Consider the following 15,012-nt stretch of genomic DNA (forward strand, 5'->3'; position numbering starts at 1 on the left):
TTGGAATTGCTCCGGTCGCTGAATACTTCCTGCGAGTTTCGTGGCAGCCGGCGCCCGGTGATAAACTTGGACTACCGAGAACCTCGGTCATCCGCGTATGGATCCCCCAAGGCCCTACGCGGATGAGATATGAAAGTTTCCCCAAAGCTTTTGTATCGGCGGGACTTACTATCCGCGTTCCCCAAGCGTTGGTATCTGAGTCCCGCCACACCAATTTAATGCGTCTAGTGACCAGGATCATCGTTTTGCTTCCGGGCTTAATTTGCTGTGGGCTTGATGGCTCCTATAAACTAGAACTACCGAAGACCGTCGGTTGAACATTTGGTTTCCAGATGTTCCTAAAGATCCGCAAGGATGACCAACGCAGGTTACATAGATTTTTTGACTTGAATTAGTTGAAACGCCCTGTGCTCCTGCGCGGGGCTATTTTTATGGCCTCGCCGGTTTTGAAACGGTACCGAACAAATCCCCGGAAGGAGTGTTATGGCAACCCCAAGCAAGACTGCAGCGATTGAAGAAATCACTACGGAATTCAACGATTCGTCGGCGGCTGTCTTGACCGAATACCGTGGGCTTACCGTTGCACAGCTCAAGGATCTGCGCCGCTCGCTTGGTCAGGAGACCAAGTACGCAGTCGTAAAGAACACCTTGACCGCAATCGCAGCGAAGAACGCCGGCATCGATGCATTCGATGACCAGCTTTCTGGTCCAACCGCAATCGCCTTCATTAAGGGCGACGCAGTTGCTGCCGCTAAGAGCCTCACGGAATTCGCCAAGACTAACGACAAGCTGGTCATCAAGACCGGTTGGTTCGAAGGCAAGGCACTGGATCAGAGCGGCATCGCTGCTCTGGCTGCTCTGGAGTCCCGCGAAACTCAGCTCGCCCGCGTTGCAGCAGTGCTGCAGGCTCCAGCTTCGGCTGCTGCCCGCGCTGTCGAAGCTCTGCGTGCAAAGCTCGACGAGAACGGTGGCGCAGCCGCCGAGGAAGCTCCGGCAGAAGCCTAAGCTTTCGAGTTCTCTCGCAACGTAAACCCAAATTCATCGGCCCTCAAGGCCAAAAAACGAAAGGACGCCCACCATGGCGAAGCTCAGCAACGAAGAGCTGCTTTCCGCATTCAAGGAAATGACCATCATCGAGCTTTCCGAGTTCGTTAAGGAATTCGAAGAGACCTTCGACGTAACCGCTGCTGCTGTTGCAGTTGCTGGTCCAGCTGCAGGCGGCGAAGCTGCTGCTGAAGAGCAGACCGAATTCGACGTAGTACTCGAGTCGGCTGGCGACAAGAAGATCGCAGTTATCAAGGAAGTTCGCGCACTGACTTCCCTGGGCCTGAAGGAAGCTAAGGAGCTCGTTGACGCTGCTCCAAAGGCTCTGCTTGAGGGTGTTGCAAAGGACGCAGCCGAGAAGGCAAAGGAAGCTCTCGAAGCTGCCGGCGCAACCGTTTCGGTTAAGTAAGTTCCGCGGTCACTCGCAACTTATTGCTAAAGGTCCACAGACGAAAGTCTGTGGGCCTTTGGCCGTTAAACGGTATAAACCTTAGCAATTGTTTATAACGTTTCTATTAACAGGGTTCATTCAAGTTCATTGCATACAGTGAATATGTGTCAAAAACTGTAGCTACCCAGACCCACAAGCCAGCACCGCGGCTAGGACTCCTAGACGCGTTGCGAATTACAGCTGCGCTAATTGTCGTCCTATACCACTACACGGCATGGGGACATGAGCACTGGGGGACCAAGGCCGCAGAGTACTGGCCGGTCCTTTCGGAATTCACTCGCTACGGACAGCTCGGTGTCCAGTTATTCTTCCTGATCTCCGGCTTTGTCATCCTGATGTCCCTGCAGGGCAAAAACGTCATAGGTTTCATCGGCTCACGTGTAGGCCGGCTCTATCCGGCTTATTGGCTGGCGGTAATCGCCGCAGCAGTGATCTCGCTTCGCATCTGGCCCACCGGCAATGAAGGCCGCTCGGCCAGTGATATCCTGCCGAACCTGACCATGATGCAGGCGGGCTTCGGAGCAACGGATATGGACGGGGTCTACTGGACCCTCTGGGTGGAACTGCGCTTCTACATCTTGCTTGCGGTGCTGTTGGCCTTCGGTTTGGTGAAGAACAGGCACATTCTCTGGCTGGCGGGCATCTGGCCCGCACTAGGCCTCTATCTGCACTTCACCAACCTGGACTCGCTTCAGGAGTGGATCGCTGGTGAATATGCGGCCCTGTTCGCAGCTGGCATGGTGCTGTACCTGATCTACCAAAGCGGACACAGTGCGCTTCGCTGGGCAATGGTTGCCGGCAATACTGCCATCGCCGCCTATTTCACCGGCATCAAGGGCCGCAAGGACGCGGACTTCCTTTCCGGTCTGGATATTCCGGCATGGCATTTCCAGCTGCTAGCAGTGTTGTGCGTCGTACTGCTCGCGGTGTGTACCCTGACCCCGCTGAAAAACGTCCAGGGCAAATGGCTAGCAGTGGCAGGCTCACTGACCTACCCGCTGTACCTGATCCACCAGCTATGGGGCTGGTGGCTGATCAACCAGCTGCACGACGTGGTCAACAAGTACGTTTTGCTGGCCGGGTTGATGGTGCTGATGCTCTTTGTTGCGTATCTGGTGGCCCGCTACGTTGAACAACCATTTGGACTGCCACTGCGCAATGCGACCATCAACGGCTTGACCATGGCCCGGAGCTGGGCGAAGAAGGCCTTGGCCAAGCCGGAGCTGGCTATTCCGGAGTCGAAATATCAACAATCTTGGCATCAAATCCGCTAACCAGATCCTTAGCCCGAACCAGCAAGCCATGGGTGCGGTCCCCACTGCCCAAGCCGATATGTTCTGGGACCGGCTCATCAAAGACGGTGGCATCGATATAAACCGGCAGCACCGTATGCGAGCCGAAGGGCGTGATGGTTCCGGGTTCGTAGTGCGTGACATCCCATGCGATATCCGATGGCGGTAACGAAAGCTTGTTGACGCCAATCACCGTGCGCAGCTTGGCCCAATCAAGTTTCCGGCCGCCCGGGATCAGAGCGAAAACGAACGTATCGTCGGATTTCTTGATCACCAGGGTCTTGAGCAGGGCGGAGGCTGAGATGCCTAAAGCATCGGCAGCTTCTTCCAACGAGCTCACCTTCTCGCGCGGCACAATCTCAATCGGTACATTCCGGCGCGAAGCGTCCAGGGTAACTCGGGTGAGTGCTTCATCTGACTGCAGCTTGTTCACTTCTTCTCCTTAACCGTGGATGTTTGCTCGATCATAGCTAGTGGTCCTACAAGAAGCCACCAGACACACGTCGGCGCCAAGGCTTAACTCAGCTGGGGAGCAGGGAGCAATGACCGGCAGAAGCGGTTTAAAATTATTGCCAAAAAACCTTGAGCAGGTACCGAAGGGGCGCAAAAACTGGCGTTTTCCGCCTTGTTTGCACAGATGTGACAAAACACATATGTGCCACAGAAATTCGAAAAACGGACAGCGCGTTGGCTGCGAGCTGAATTTCAATGATTTCCTCAGAACGCCGAAAACAAGGGGATCATTTGGGTAAATATGAATCAAAATCCGCGCAGGAATCGCTTGGGGGAGTTGCTAGGCTCGGCAGTCAGAACGCAATGGTGCCCCGGGCGAAAGAGGGGGCGAAAACTATAGCACGAATTTCTGCACCGAGTATCGACAACCGGATTTTCCTCCGGTAGAGTAGAAATTTGCGCCTTGCTGTTTGCGCGCGGCCTTCATATAGCGGTGGGTTCGTGCGGACGAAAAAAGAGGAACTGTCCTATGGCAGGAACCTTAGCACGGTAAGCGTTCGGAAACCTGACGGTCTTTGGAAGGATCCATCTTGGTCGCCTCGAGCAACCCTAACAACCAAACCGCTAGTTCGGCCCGCGATGCTGCATACGCTGGCCGACTTTCTTTTGCAAAGATTCACGAGCCCCTTGAAGTGCCTAACCTGCTGGCATTGCAGACCGAGAGCTTTGACCGCCTCGTCGGCAACCAGAACTGGGTAGAGCGCCTGGCCAAGGCAGAAGCCGCTGGCGACTTCAGCGTGCCTAACACCTCGGGCCTGGCAGAAATCTTCGAGGAAATCTCCCCTATCGAGGACTTCCAGGACACCATGTCCTTGAGTTTCTCGGAGCCGGAGTTCGCTGATCCGAAGTACTCGATTGCAGAGTGCAAGGACCGCGACGCCACTTACGCGGCACCGCTGTATGTCAAGGCTGAATTCATGAACAATGAAACCGGCGAAATCAAGCAGCAGACCGTGTTCATGGGCGATTTCCCGCTGATGAGCGAGAAGGGCACCTTCATCATCAACGGCACCGAGCGTGTCGTTGTTTCCCAGCTGGTTCGCTCCCCAGGTGCGTACTTCGAGTCCGCACCGGACAAGACCAGTGACAAGACGATCTACTCGGCACGCATCATCCCATCGCGTGGTGCATGGTTCGAGCTGGAAATCGACAAGCGCGACCAGATTGGCGTACGCCTTGACCGCAAGCGCAAGCAGTCGGTAACCGTTTTGCTCAAGGCCCTTGGCTGGTCCGAAGAGCAGATCCTGTCTGAGTTCGGCCAGTACGATTCGATGCGCGCTACCTTGGAAAAGGACAGCATCAAGGATCAGAACGAAGCCTTGCTGGACATCTACCGCAAGCTGCGTCCAGGCGAGCCTCCAACGGTTGAAGCCGCACAGGCACTGCTGAAGAACATGTACTTCGAGCCTAAGCGCTATGATCTGGCCAAGGTTGGCCGTTACAAGATCAATCGCAAGCTGGGCGTGGAGACTCCGGTCAACGCTGAGAACGCTTCGGTGCTCTCGCTTGATGACCTCGTTGCCATGATCCGCTACCTCGTTGCGCTGCACGCCGGCGAGAAGAGCGTCAAGGGCACCCGCAAGGGCGAGATCGTCGATGTTCCTGTGAACGTCGATGACATCGACCACTTCGGCAACCGCCGCATCCGCGCAGTTGGCGAACTGATCGAGAACCAGGTCCGCACCGGCCTGTCCCGCATGGAGCGTGTTGTGCGCGAGCGCATGACCACCCAGGACGTCGAGGCAATCACCCCGCAGACCCTGATCAACATCCGCCCTGTCGTAGCTGCCATCAAGGAGTTCTTCGGAACCTCGCAGCTCTCGCAGTTCATGGACCAGAACAACCCACTGGCCGGCCTGACCCACAAGCGTCGCTTGTCGGCTCTGGGCCCAGGTGGTCTGTCCCGTGACCGCGCAGGCATGGAAGTTCGAGACGTTCACCCGTCGCATTACGGACGCATGTGCCCAATTGAAACTCCCGAAGGCCCGAACATTGGTCTGATCGGTTCGTTGGCAACCTACGGCCGCATCAACTCCTTCGGCTTCATCGAAACCCCATACCGCCGCGTTGCCAATGGCGTCGTGTCCAACGAGGTCGACTACCTGACCGCCGATGACGAGCTGCAGCACTACATCGCACAGGCCAACGCGCCGCTGGATGAGAACGGCCGCTTCGTTGAAGAGACCGTGCTGGTTCGTGAAAAGGGCGGTGGCGGAGAGCCTGTTATCGTCGATTCCGCTGAAGTAACCTTCATGGACGTTTCGCCTCGCCAGATGGTTTCGGTTGCAACCGCACTGATTCCATTCCTCGAGCACGACGATGCCAACCGTGCACTGATGGGCGCCAACATGCAGCGCCAGGCTGTGCCGCTGCTGAAGTCCGAGCGTCCGCTGGTTGGTACCGGCATGGAGAAGTTCGCCGCGGTTGACGCCGGCGACTCCGTTGTCGCCGCCAAGCCAGGCGTGGTCACCGAGGTATCTGCTGACCTGGTTGTCGTCATGAACGATGACGGCACCGAGTCGATGTACCCGATCATGAAGTTCGCACGCTCGAACCAGGGCAACGCCTACAACCAGCGCGTTCGCGTTTCCGAAGGCGACCGCCTGGAGTACCAGTCGATCATCGCTGACGGTCCGTCGACCGACTCCGGTGAGCTGTCCCTGGGCAAGAACCTGCTCGTGGCATTCATGTCGTGGGAAGGCTACAACTACGAGGATGCGATCATCCTCTCCCAGCGCATGATCTTCGATGACGTGCTCACCTCGATTCACATCGAAGAGCATGAAGTTGACGCTCGCGACACCAAGCTCGGTGCTGAGGAAATCACCCGCGACATCCCGAACGTCTCGGAAGATATCCTCTCCCAGCTTGATGACCGCGGCATCGTCTACATCGGTGCTGAAGTTGAAGCCGGCGACGTACTGGTAGGCCGTGTCACCCCTAAGGGCGAGACCGAGCTGACCCCGGAAGAGCGCTTGCTGCGTGCCATTTTCGGTGAGAAGTCCCGCGAAGTTCGCGATACTTCCCTGAAGGTTCCGCACGGCGAGTCCGGCACCGTCATTGGTGTTCGCATCTTCGACCGCGACAACGACGATGACCTGTCCCCAGGCGTGAACCAGCTGGTCCGCGTTTACGTGGCACAGAAGCGCAAGATCTCCATTGGTGACAAGCTTGCAGGCCGTCACGGTAACAAGGGTGTCATCTCGCGCATCATGCCGCTGGAAGACATGCCATTCCTGGAAGACGGCACTCCTTTGGATGTCATCTTGAACCCGCTGGGTGTTCCAGGCCGCATGAACGTCGGTCAGGTGATGGAAATCCACCTGGGTTGGGCTGCCAAGCAGGGTTGGACCATTGAAGGCGAGCCTGAATGGGTCCGCGATCTGCCGAACCTGCCACGCGAGTCCGGTTCCACCACTGTGGCCACCCCGGTCTTCGACGGTGCCTCGGAAGAGGAAATCCGCGGAATCCTGGATGCGACCAACAAGACCCGTGACGGTGTTCGCCTGATTGGCAACTCCGGCAAGGCGAAGTTGTTCGACGGCCGCTCCGGTGATCCACTGCCGGATCCAGTATCCGTGGGCTACATGTACATCTTGAAGCTGCACCACTTGGTGGACGACAAGATCCACGCCCGCTCCACCGGTCCATACTCCATGATCACCCAGCAGCCACTGGGTGGTAAGGCCCAGTTCGGTGGCCAGCGCTTCGGTGAAATGGAAGTTTGGGCACTGGAAGCATACGGTGCCGCTTACACGCTGCAGGAAATCCTGACCATCAAGTCGGATGATATCCACGGCCGCGTGAAGGTCTACGAAGCTATCGTCAAGGGCGAGAACGTTCCAGAGCCAGGTGTTCCGGAATCGTTCAAGGTGCTCATCAAGGAAATGCAGTCGCTGTGCTTGAACGTTGAGGTACTTGGTACCGACGGCAACACTATCGAAATGCGTGAGTCGGACGAGGAATCGTTCCGCGCCGCTGAAGAGCTGGGCATCGACCTTTCCCGGTCGGAGCCGAACTCCGTAGAGGAAGTTTAATTTGACGCCCTGCCTGCGCTGAACGTGCAGGCAGCGGCCGAGAATTCAACCCTCATTCGTATCGACTTCAGACACCACAGAAGAGAGAAAAGGACCATATGTCCAGCGATTCCTCATTCGGCCTCATGCGAATCAACCTTGCCACCGCGGATGAAATCCGTGGATGGAGCTACGGCGAGGTCAAGAAGCCGGAAACCATTAACTACCGCACCCTGAAGCCGGAGAAGGACGGTCTTTTCTGCGAAAAGATCTTCGGCCCTTCCCGTGACTGGGAATGCTACTGCGGTAAGTACAAGCGCGTGCGCTTCAAGGGCATCATCTGCGAGCGTTGTGGCGTTGAGGTGACCCGTGCGAACGTTCGTCGTGAACGCATGGGCCACATCGAGCTTGCTGCTCCAGTGACCCACATCTGGTACTTCAAGGGCGTTCCATCGCGCTTGGGCTACCTGCTTGATCTGGCTCCGAAGGACCTCGAAAAGGTCATCTACTTCGCTGCCTACATGATCACTTCGGTCAACGAAGAGCGTCGCCACGCCGAAATGCCTAACCTGCAGGCCCAGCACGATCTGGAACTGCGCAACCTTGCGAACAACGCAGAAGCTGACAAGAAGGCTGTTGCAGCCGACTTGGAAGCCGAGCTGGAGCGCATGGAAGCTGACGGTGCCAAGAACGCGGAGCTGAACAAGGCCCGCACCCTGGCTGAGAAGACCGTGCTGCAGATCGACAAGCGCGCCAAGGCTGAAGCTGAGCGCCTGCGTGCAGTATGGGAGCGCTTCAAGACCCTGAAGGTCGCTGACCTTGAAGGCGATGAAGGCCTGTACCGCACCATGCGTGAGAAGTACGGACTGTTCTTCGAAGGCTCCATGGGTGCAGAAGCCATCCAGAAGCGCCTGGAGAACTTCGACTTGGCCGGCGAAGCTGAAGAGCTGAAGACCATCATCGAAAACGGCAAGGGCCAGAAGAAGGCTCGTGCACTGAAGCGACTGAAGGTTGTTAACGCCTTCTTGGTCAACGGCAACTCGCCTAAGGGCATGGTCCTTGACGCCGTTCCGGTGATCCCACCAGAACTGCGCCCAATGGTCCAGCTCGACGGTGGCCGTTTCGCTACCTCGGACCTCAACGACCTGTACCGTCGCGTGATCAACCGCAACAACCGCCTCAAGCGCCTGCTTGATCTCGGTGCGCCAGAGATCATCGTGAACAACGAAAAGCGCATGATGCAGGAAGCTGTTGACTCGCTGTTCGATAACGGTCGTCGTGGCCGTCCGGTCACCGGTCCGGGCAACCGTCCACTGAAGTCCCTGAGCGACATGCTCAAGGGCAAGCAGGGTCGTTTCCGCCAGAACCTGCTCGGCAAGCGCGTTGACTACTCGGGCCGTTCGGTCATCGTGGTTGGCCCGCAGCTGAAGCTGCACCAGTGTGGTCTGCCTAAGCAGATGGCTCTGGAACTGTTCAAGCCTTTCGTGATGAAGCGCCTGGTTGACCTCAACCATGCACAGAACATCAAGTCGGCTAAGCGCATGGTTGAGCGCTACCGTCCACAGGTTTGGGATGTTCTCGAAGAGATCATCACCGAGCACCCGGTACTGCTGAACCGTGCACCTACCCTGCACCGCTTGGGCATCCAGGCCTTCGAGCCACAGCTCATTGAAGGTAAGGCACTGCAGCTGCACCCACTGGTGTGTGGCGCGTTCAACGCTGACTTCGACGGTGACCAGATGGCAGTACACCTGCCGCTGAGCCCAGAAGCACAGGCTGAAGCACGCATCTTGATGCTGTCCTCGCACAATATCTTGAAGCCTTCCGATGGCCGCCCAGTGGCACAGCCTTCGCAGGATATGATCATCGGTCTGCACCACTTGACCACCAAGCGTGCCAACGAAGTTGGCGCCGGTCGCGTGTTCGCAACCGTTTCCGAGGCCATCATGGCCAAGGATCTGGGAGAGCTGCACCTGAACGCACCGATCAAGGTCCGCGTGGAGAACTTTGTTCCTTCCGCAGACCAGCCGGCCCCTGAGGGCTGGGAGCCAGGTACCCCGGCATTGCTGGATACCTCGCTTGGCCAGGTGCTGTTCAATGACACCCTGCCTGCGGACTACCCTTGGGTAGCCACCGTAGCTGGCAAGGATGCACTCTCGGAGATCGTCAACGATCTGGCAGAGCGCTACCCGAAGATTATTGCCGCAGCCACCCTGGATAACCTGAAGGACGCCGGTTTCTACTGGTCGACCCGCTCAGGTGTCACCGTGGCGATCTCGGACATCACCTCGAACATGGACAAGGCAGCCATCTTGGCTCCTTACGAGGAGAAGGCCGCCAAGGTCCAGGCTTCCTACGACAAGGGTCTGATTGCAGATACCGAACGTCGCCAGGACCTGATCGACATCTGGACCAAGGCTACCGATGAGGTTGCCGAGGCCATGAAGAACGGCATGGAAGAGCTGAACACCATTAACCGTATGGTGACTTCCAAGGCTCGTGGTAACTACCTGCAATTGCGTCAGATTGCCGGTATCCGTGGTCTGGTGTCCAACCCTAAGGGTGAAATTATTCCTCGCCCGATCAAGTCTTCCTACCGTGAAGGCCTGTCGGTTCTGGAGTACTTCATCGCAACCCACGGTGCGCGTAAGGGCCTGGCCGATACCGCACTGAAGACCGCAAACTCCGGTTACCTGACCCGTCGTCTGGTAGACGTTTCGCAGGACGTTATCGTCCGCGAAGAGGACTGCGGTACCAAGCGCGGCTTGACCGTTGCCATTGCAGATAACACTGCAGGCATCCGCATCAAGCACGAAACCGTGGAGAACTCGGCTTACACCCGTACGCTGGCTACCGACGTGAAGAACGCCGAAGGCACCGTACTGGCTACCGCCGGTTCGGATGTGGGCGATGTGCTGATCGACGAGCTGTACGCTGCAGGCGTGGATGAAATCCGCGTTCGCTCCGTACTGACCTGTGATTCGGCTGTTGGAACCTGTGCACTGTGCTACGGCCGTTCGCTGGCATCGGGCAAGACCGTGGACATCGGCGAGGCTGTTGGCATTATCGCCGCACAGTCCATCGGTGAGCCTGGTACCCAGCTGACCATGCGTACCTTCCACACCGGTGGTGTAGCGTCGGCTGACGATATCACCCAGGGTCTGCCTCGTATCCAGGAATTGTTCGAAGCCCGTACCCCTAAGGGTGTGGCTCCGATGTCCGAGGTTACCGGTCGCGTGTCGATCGAAGACGACGAGAAGCAGCTGCGTGTTGTAGTTACTCCAGACAACGGCGACGAGAAGCAGGCCTACCCGGTTCTGCGTCGTGCTCGCCTGTTGGTTGAAGAGGGCGAAAGCATCGTAGCAGGTACCCAGCTGACCAGCGGTACCCTGGATCCGAAGCAGGTTCTTCGAGTCCTGGGCCCACGTGAAGCGCAGAAGTTCCTGGTCCGCGAAGTCCAGGATGTGTACCAGTCCCAGGGTGTAGGCATCCACGATAAGCACGTGGAAGTCATCGTCCGCCAGATGCTGCGTCGCGTCACCGTGATCGAGTCCGGCGAGACCGACTTGCTGCCAGGCGAGTTGGCCGATCGTTCGCGCTTCACCGCTGCGAACCGCAAGGCCGTTTCGGAAGGCAAGCGTCCAGCTGCCGGCCGTGACGAGATGATGGGTATTACCAAGGCATCGCTGGCCACCGATTCGTGGCTGTCGGCTGCTTCCTTCCAGGAAACCACTCGCGTCCTGACTCAGGCTGCGATGGAAGGCAAGGAAGATCCTCTGCGCGGTCTGAAGGAAAACGTGATCATCGGTAAGCTGATCCCGGCCGGTACCGGTCTGGATCGCTACACCCAGGTCAACGTTGAGCCTACCGACGAAGCAAAGGCAACTTTGTTCACCGGTACCTCAGCCTTCTCCTCGGGTCTGTACGACGATGCATTGGAAGGCGGGCTGTCGCCTGAATTCCGTGCCATCTCGATGGACGACTACGACCACGGCTCGGACTTCCGCTAAACCGGAAGAGCTGACACCGTAAGGTAGTTTGATCTGATGCCTGTCTGCACATTGTGCGGGCAGGCATCAGTCATTTAAGCGCACTAGTTCTTGTGATTTGCAACCGGGGGGCAAGTGCACTGCCGGGCGCAAGAATAGTAGTAGATGAATCATCTGGGAGAAAGCTCATCTAGTCATTTTTAAGAGAAAATTGCCAGGGCCCATGGCCGGCAGAGGTGCGCTAGGCCGCGGGATTCAGGCGCTTTTCATCTACTGGACCTGCGGCGTTCAGCTAAGCCCGGTAGCGTGATCACTACCCAAGCCGTTCGAGGGCGCTGGGGGCCAAGGGTGGCCTGATCGGTGAGATAGCTTACTGTACATGGTGGCTCGGTGGATTAATGCTAGACTGAAATCAATTGTTTTATGTGTGGCAAAATGGACTCGGTCCGGGTTGCGGGTAGGTTGCGCAACGAATGCCACACTTTCGCACGCCTAGGGACATTTGCTTCCAAGTGGGCGGTAAAGCAAGCAGCTAGCTACACAGCGAAGCGCTAAAACTTTTCTAGGCTTAGGCGTTTTCGTCGTGTTGCCGAAGAACTTAGACAATGGAAGGACACGAAAGTGCCTACTATTCAGCAGCTGGTCCGTAAGGGCCGCTCGCCTAAGGTCGTCAAGACCAAGGCCCCTGCCCTTAAGGGCAACCCAATGCGCCGTGGCGTGTGCACCCGTGTGTACACCACCACCCCGAAGAAGCCAAACTCGGCTCTGCGTAAGGTCGCACGTGTGCGCCTTGCCGGTGGCGTCGAAGTTACCGCTTACATTCCAGGTGTCGGACACAACCTGCAGGAACACTCCATCGTGCTCGTTCGCGGTGGTCGTGTAAAGGACCTTCCAGGTGTTCGCTACAAGATTGTTCGCGGTGCTCTGGATACCCAGGGTGTTAAGGATCGTAAGCAGGCTCGTTCCCGCTACGGTGCAAAGAAGGATGGTAAGTAATGCCTCGTAAGGGTCCGGCGCCAAAGCGCCCACTAGTTTCTGATCCAGTCTTCGATTCCCCATTGGTCACCCAGCTGATCAACAAGGTACTCGTAGACGGCAAGAAGTCCACTGCAGAGCGCATTGTTTACGGTGCACTCGAAGGTGCCGCAGCAAAGTCCGGTGCCGACGCTGTTTCGACCCTCAAGAAGGCTATGGACAACATCCGTCCAGCCCTCGAGGTTCGTTCCCGCCGCGTTGGTGGCGCTACCTACCAGGTTCCTGTTGAGGTCAAGCCAGGCCGTGCAACCGCACTGGCTCTGCGCTGGCTGGTTGGCTACTCGAAGGCTCGCCGCGAGAAGACCATGATCGAACGTTTGATGAACGAGATCCTGGACGCATCGAACGGTCTGGGTGCCGCTGTGAAGCGTCGCGAAGACACTCACAAGATGGCCGAGTCCAACAAGGCCTTCGCACACTACCGCTGGTAAGAACCGCTCGGAAAAGCTGGGCATCAACCGATGCCCAGCAATTCCGGCCTCACCTTATAGGGAGACAACGTGGCACAGGACGTGCTTACTGACCTTAACAAGGTCCGCAATATCGGCATCATGGCTCACATCGATGCCGGTAAGACCACTACTACTGAGCGCATCCTTTTCTACACGGGTGTAAACCACAAGCTCGGTGAAACCCACGACGGTGCTTCGACCACCGACTGGATGGAACAGGAAAAAGAGCGCGGTATCACCATTACCTCCGCTGCTGTTACCTGCTTCTGGAACAAGAACCAGATCAACATCATCGACACCCCGGGCCACGTTGACTTCACCGTTGAGGTGGAGCGCTCGCTGCGCGTGCTCGATGGCGCCGTAGCCGTCTTCGATGGCAAGGAAGGCGTTGAGCCTCAGTCTGAGACCGTTTGGCGCCAGGCTGACAAGTACGACGTTCCTCGTATCTGCTTCGTCAACAAGATGGACAAGCTAGGCGCTGACTTCTACTTCACCGTAGATACCATCATCCAGCGCCTTGGTGCCAAGCCGCTGGTCATGCAGCTGCCAATCGGCTCCGAGTCCGAGTTCACCGGTGTCGTTGACCTGCTGTCCATGAAGGCATTCGTTTGGGAGGGCGACTCCAAGGGTGACGTCACCATGGGTGCTGCTTACGAAACCCGCGAAATCCCTGCCGACTTGGTTGAGCGTGCTGAAGAGTACCGCGCCAAGCTGGTTGAAGATGTCGCTGAGGCATCCGAAGAGCTCATGGAAAAGTACCTCGAAGGTGAAGAAATCTCCGTTAAGGAACTCAAGGCTGGCATCCGCAAGCTGACCGTGAACTCGGAAGCCTACCCAGTGTTCTGTGGTTCGGCCTTCAAGAACCGCGGCGTTCAGCCAATGCTGGATGCAGTCATCGACTACCTGCCAAACCCACTGGACGTTGGCGCCACCATCGGTCACGATCCGAAGGATGAAGAAGTTGAGCTGACCCGCGAGCCTTCGGAAGACGCACCGTTCTCGGCACTTGCGTTCAAGATCGCCGCTCACCCGTTCTTCGGTCAGTTGAACTTCATCCGCGTTTACTCCGGCAAGGCAGAGTCCGGCGCACAGCTGCTGAACTCCACCAAGGGCAAGAAGGAACGCGTAGGCAAGCTCTTCCAGATGCACTCCAACAAGGAGAATCCGGTAGACGAGATCCACGCAGGTCACATCTACGCTGTGATCGGCCTGAAGGCCACCACCACCGGTGACACCCTGTGCGATCCAGCCCACCCAATCGTTCTCGAGTCGATGAGCTTCCCGGATCCAGTGATCTCTGTGGCCATCGAACCAAAGACCAAGGGTGACCAGGAAAAGCTGTCGACCGCTATCCAGAAGCTGTCGGCAGAAGATCCAACCTTCACCGTGTCCCTGAACGAAGACACCGGCCAGACCGTCATTGGCGGTATGGGCGAGCTTCACCTGGACATCCTGGTTGACCGCATGAAGCGTGAATTCCGCGTGGAAGCAAACGTTGGTAAGCCACAGGTTGCATACCGCGAAACCATCAAGAAGGCTGTGGAGAAGGTTGACTTCACCCACAAGAAGCAGACCGGTGGTTCGGGTCAGTTCGCAAAGGTCCAGGTCTCGTTCGAGCCTCTGGAAGTTGTTGACGGCGTAACCTACGAGTTCAAGAACGCCGTGACCGGTGGTCGTGTTCCTCGTGAGTACATCCCTTCGGTTGACGCTGGTATCCAGGACGCAATGCAGTACGGTATCCTCGCAGGCTACCCACTGGTCGGTGTCAAGGCTACCCTCATCGATGGTGCTTACCACGATGTTGACTCCTCTGAAATGGCCTTCAAGATCGCTGGTTCGCAGGTATTCAAGGAAGGCGCACGCCGCGCTAACCCTGTTTTGCTTGAACCGCTGATGGCTGTTGAAGTTCGTACCCCGGAAGAGTACATGGGCGACGTTATCGGCGACCTGAACTCCCGTCGTGGTTCGATCAGCGAGATGTCCGACGCTGCTGGCGTCAAGGTCATCCGCGCTGGTGTGCCACTGTCGGAAATGTTCGGTTACATTGGTGACCTGCGTTCGAAGACCCAGGGTCGCGCAGTTTACTCGATGACCTTCGACAGCTACTCTGAGGTCCCGAAGGCAGTTGCCGACGAGATCATCCAGAAGTCCCGCGGCGAGTAATCGTCTCGGAATAAAAACCTGGCCGTGACCCCCATAGCGGGGAAGTGGCCGATCGCG

The 15,012-nt window shown here is 57.2% G+C and carries 9 protein-coding genes; 8 read left to right on the top strand and 1 reads right to left on the bottom strand.

From position 1 onward, the window contains the following. Positions 1-483: 483 nt before the first annotated feature. From rplJ to AB4Y71_RS03580, 3 genes are all read left to right on the top strand, one after another. The gene (rplJ, locus tag AB4Y71_RS03570) at positions 484-1,005 is read left to right on the top strand and encodes a 50S ribosomal protein L10 (RefSeq protein ID WP_013349700.1); all 522 of its coding nucleotides are present in this window, start codon (positions 484-486) and stop codon (positions 1,003-1,005) included. A 73-nt stretch (positions 1,006-1,078) separates the two neighbouring features. Next, positions 1,079-1,453 carry a 50S ribosomal protein L7/L12 gene (gene rplL / locus AB4Y71_RS03575; RefSeq protein WP_013349699.1) on the top strand — a complete coding sequence of 125 codons (375 nt, stop codon included), beginning with the start codon at positions 1,079-1,081 and terminating at the stop codon, positions 1,451-1,453. Between the two features lie 146 nt (positions 1,454-1,599). Continuing rightward, positions 1,600-2,769 (top strand): acyltransferase family protein, encoded by a 1,170-nt coding sequence (locus tag AB4Y71_RS03580; RefSeq protein WP_441718007.1) that lies wholly within the window; start codon positions 1,600-1,602, stop codon positions 2,767-2,769. Here the strand turns inward: AB4Y71_RS03580 and AB4Y71_RS03585 are convergent. After that, positions 2,723-3,220, bottom strand: coding sequence for an aminoacyl-tRNA deacylase (locus AB4Y71_RS03585; protein ID WP_013349697.1), 498 nt, complete (start codon positions 3,218-3,220; stop codon positions 2,723-2,725). The genes AB4Y71_RS03580 and AB4Y71_RS03585 overlap by 47 nt on opposite strands. 610 nt (positions 3,221-3,830) lie before the next feature. Between AB4Y71_RS03585 and rpoB the strand changes: the two genes are divergently transcribed. The 5 genes from rpoB (at position 3,831) to fusA (ending at position 14,955) form a co-directional block, all read left to right on the top strand. Beyond that, positions 3,831-7,337 carry a DNA-directed RNA polymerase subunit beta gene (rpoB, locus tag AB4Y71_RS03590; RefSeq protein WP_441718010.1) on the top strand — a complete coding sequence of 1,169 codons (3,507 nt, stop codon included), beginning with the start codon at positions 3,831-3,833 and terminating at the stop codon, positions 7,335-7,337. 98 nt (positions 7,338-7,435) lie between these two features. Next, entirely contained in the window at positions 7,436-11,326 is a 3,891-nt protein-coding gene (locus AB4Y71_RS03595; protein ID WP_134779725.1) for a DNA-directed RNA polymerase subunit beta', read from the top strand. Positions 11,327-11,926: 600 nt separating this feature from the next. Further along, positions 11,927-12,301 (top strand): 30S ribosomal protein S12, encoded by a 375-nt coding sequence (gene rpsL / locus AB4Y71_RS03600; RefSeq protein ID WP_013349694.1) that lies wholly within the window; start codon positions 11,927-11,929, stop codon positions 12,299-12,301. Further along, positions 12,301-12,771 (top strand): 30S ribosomal protein S7, encoded by a 471-nt coding sequence (rpsG, locus tag AB4Y71_RS03605; protein ID WP_013349693.1) that lies wholly within the window; start codon positions 12,301-12,303, stop codon positions 12,769-12,771. The genes rpsL and rpsG overlap by 1 nt, the downstream gene beginning before the upstream one ends. Before the next feature lie 69 nt (positions 12,772-12,840). After that, entirely contained in the window at positions 12,841-14,955 is a 2,115-nt protein-coding gene (fusA, locus tag AB4Y71_RS03610; protein WP_441718014.1) for an elongation factor G, read from the top strand. The last annotated feature ends 57 nt before the right edge of the window (positions 14,956-15,012 follow it).

Source organism: Glutamicibacter sp. MCAF14 (assembly GCF_052114325.1).
GTDB lineage: Bacteria > Actinomycetota > Actinomycetes > Actinomycetales > Micrococcaceae > Glutamicibacter > Glutamicibacter arilaitensis.

Coding starts and splice junctions, on each gene's coding strand:
- rplL (WP_013349699.1), top strand. CDS start 1,079: ATGGCGAAGCTCAGCAACGAAGAGCTGCTTTCCGCATTCAAGGAAATG.
- AB4Y71_RS03595 (WP_134779725.1), top strand. CDS start 7,436: ATGTCCAGCGATTCCTCATTCGGCCTCATGCGAATCAACCTTGCCACC.
- rplJ (WP_013349700.1), top strand. CDS start 484: ATGGCAACCCCAAGCAAGACTGCAGCGATTGAAGAAATCACTACGGAA.
- rpsG (WP_013349693.1), top strand. CDS start 12,301: ATGCCTCGTAAGGGTCCGGCGCCAAAGCGCCCACTAGTTTCTGATCCA.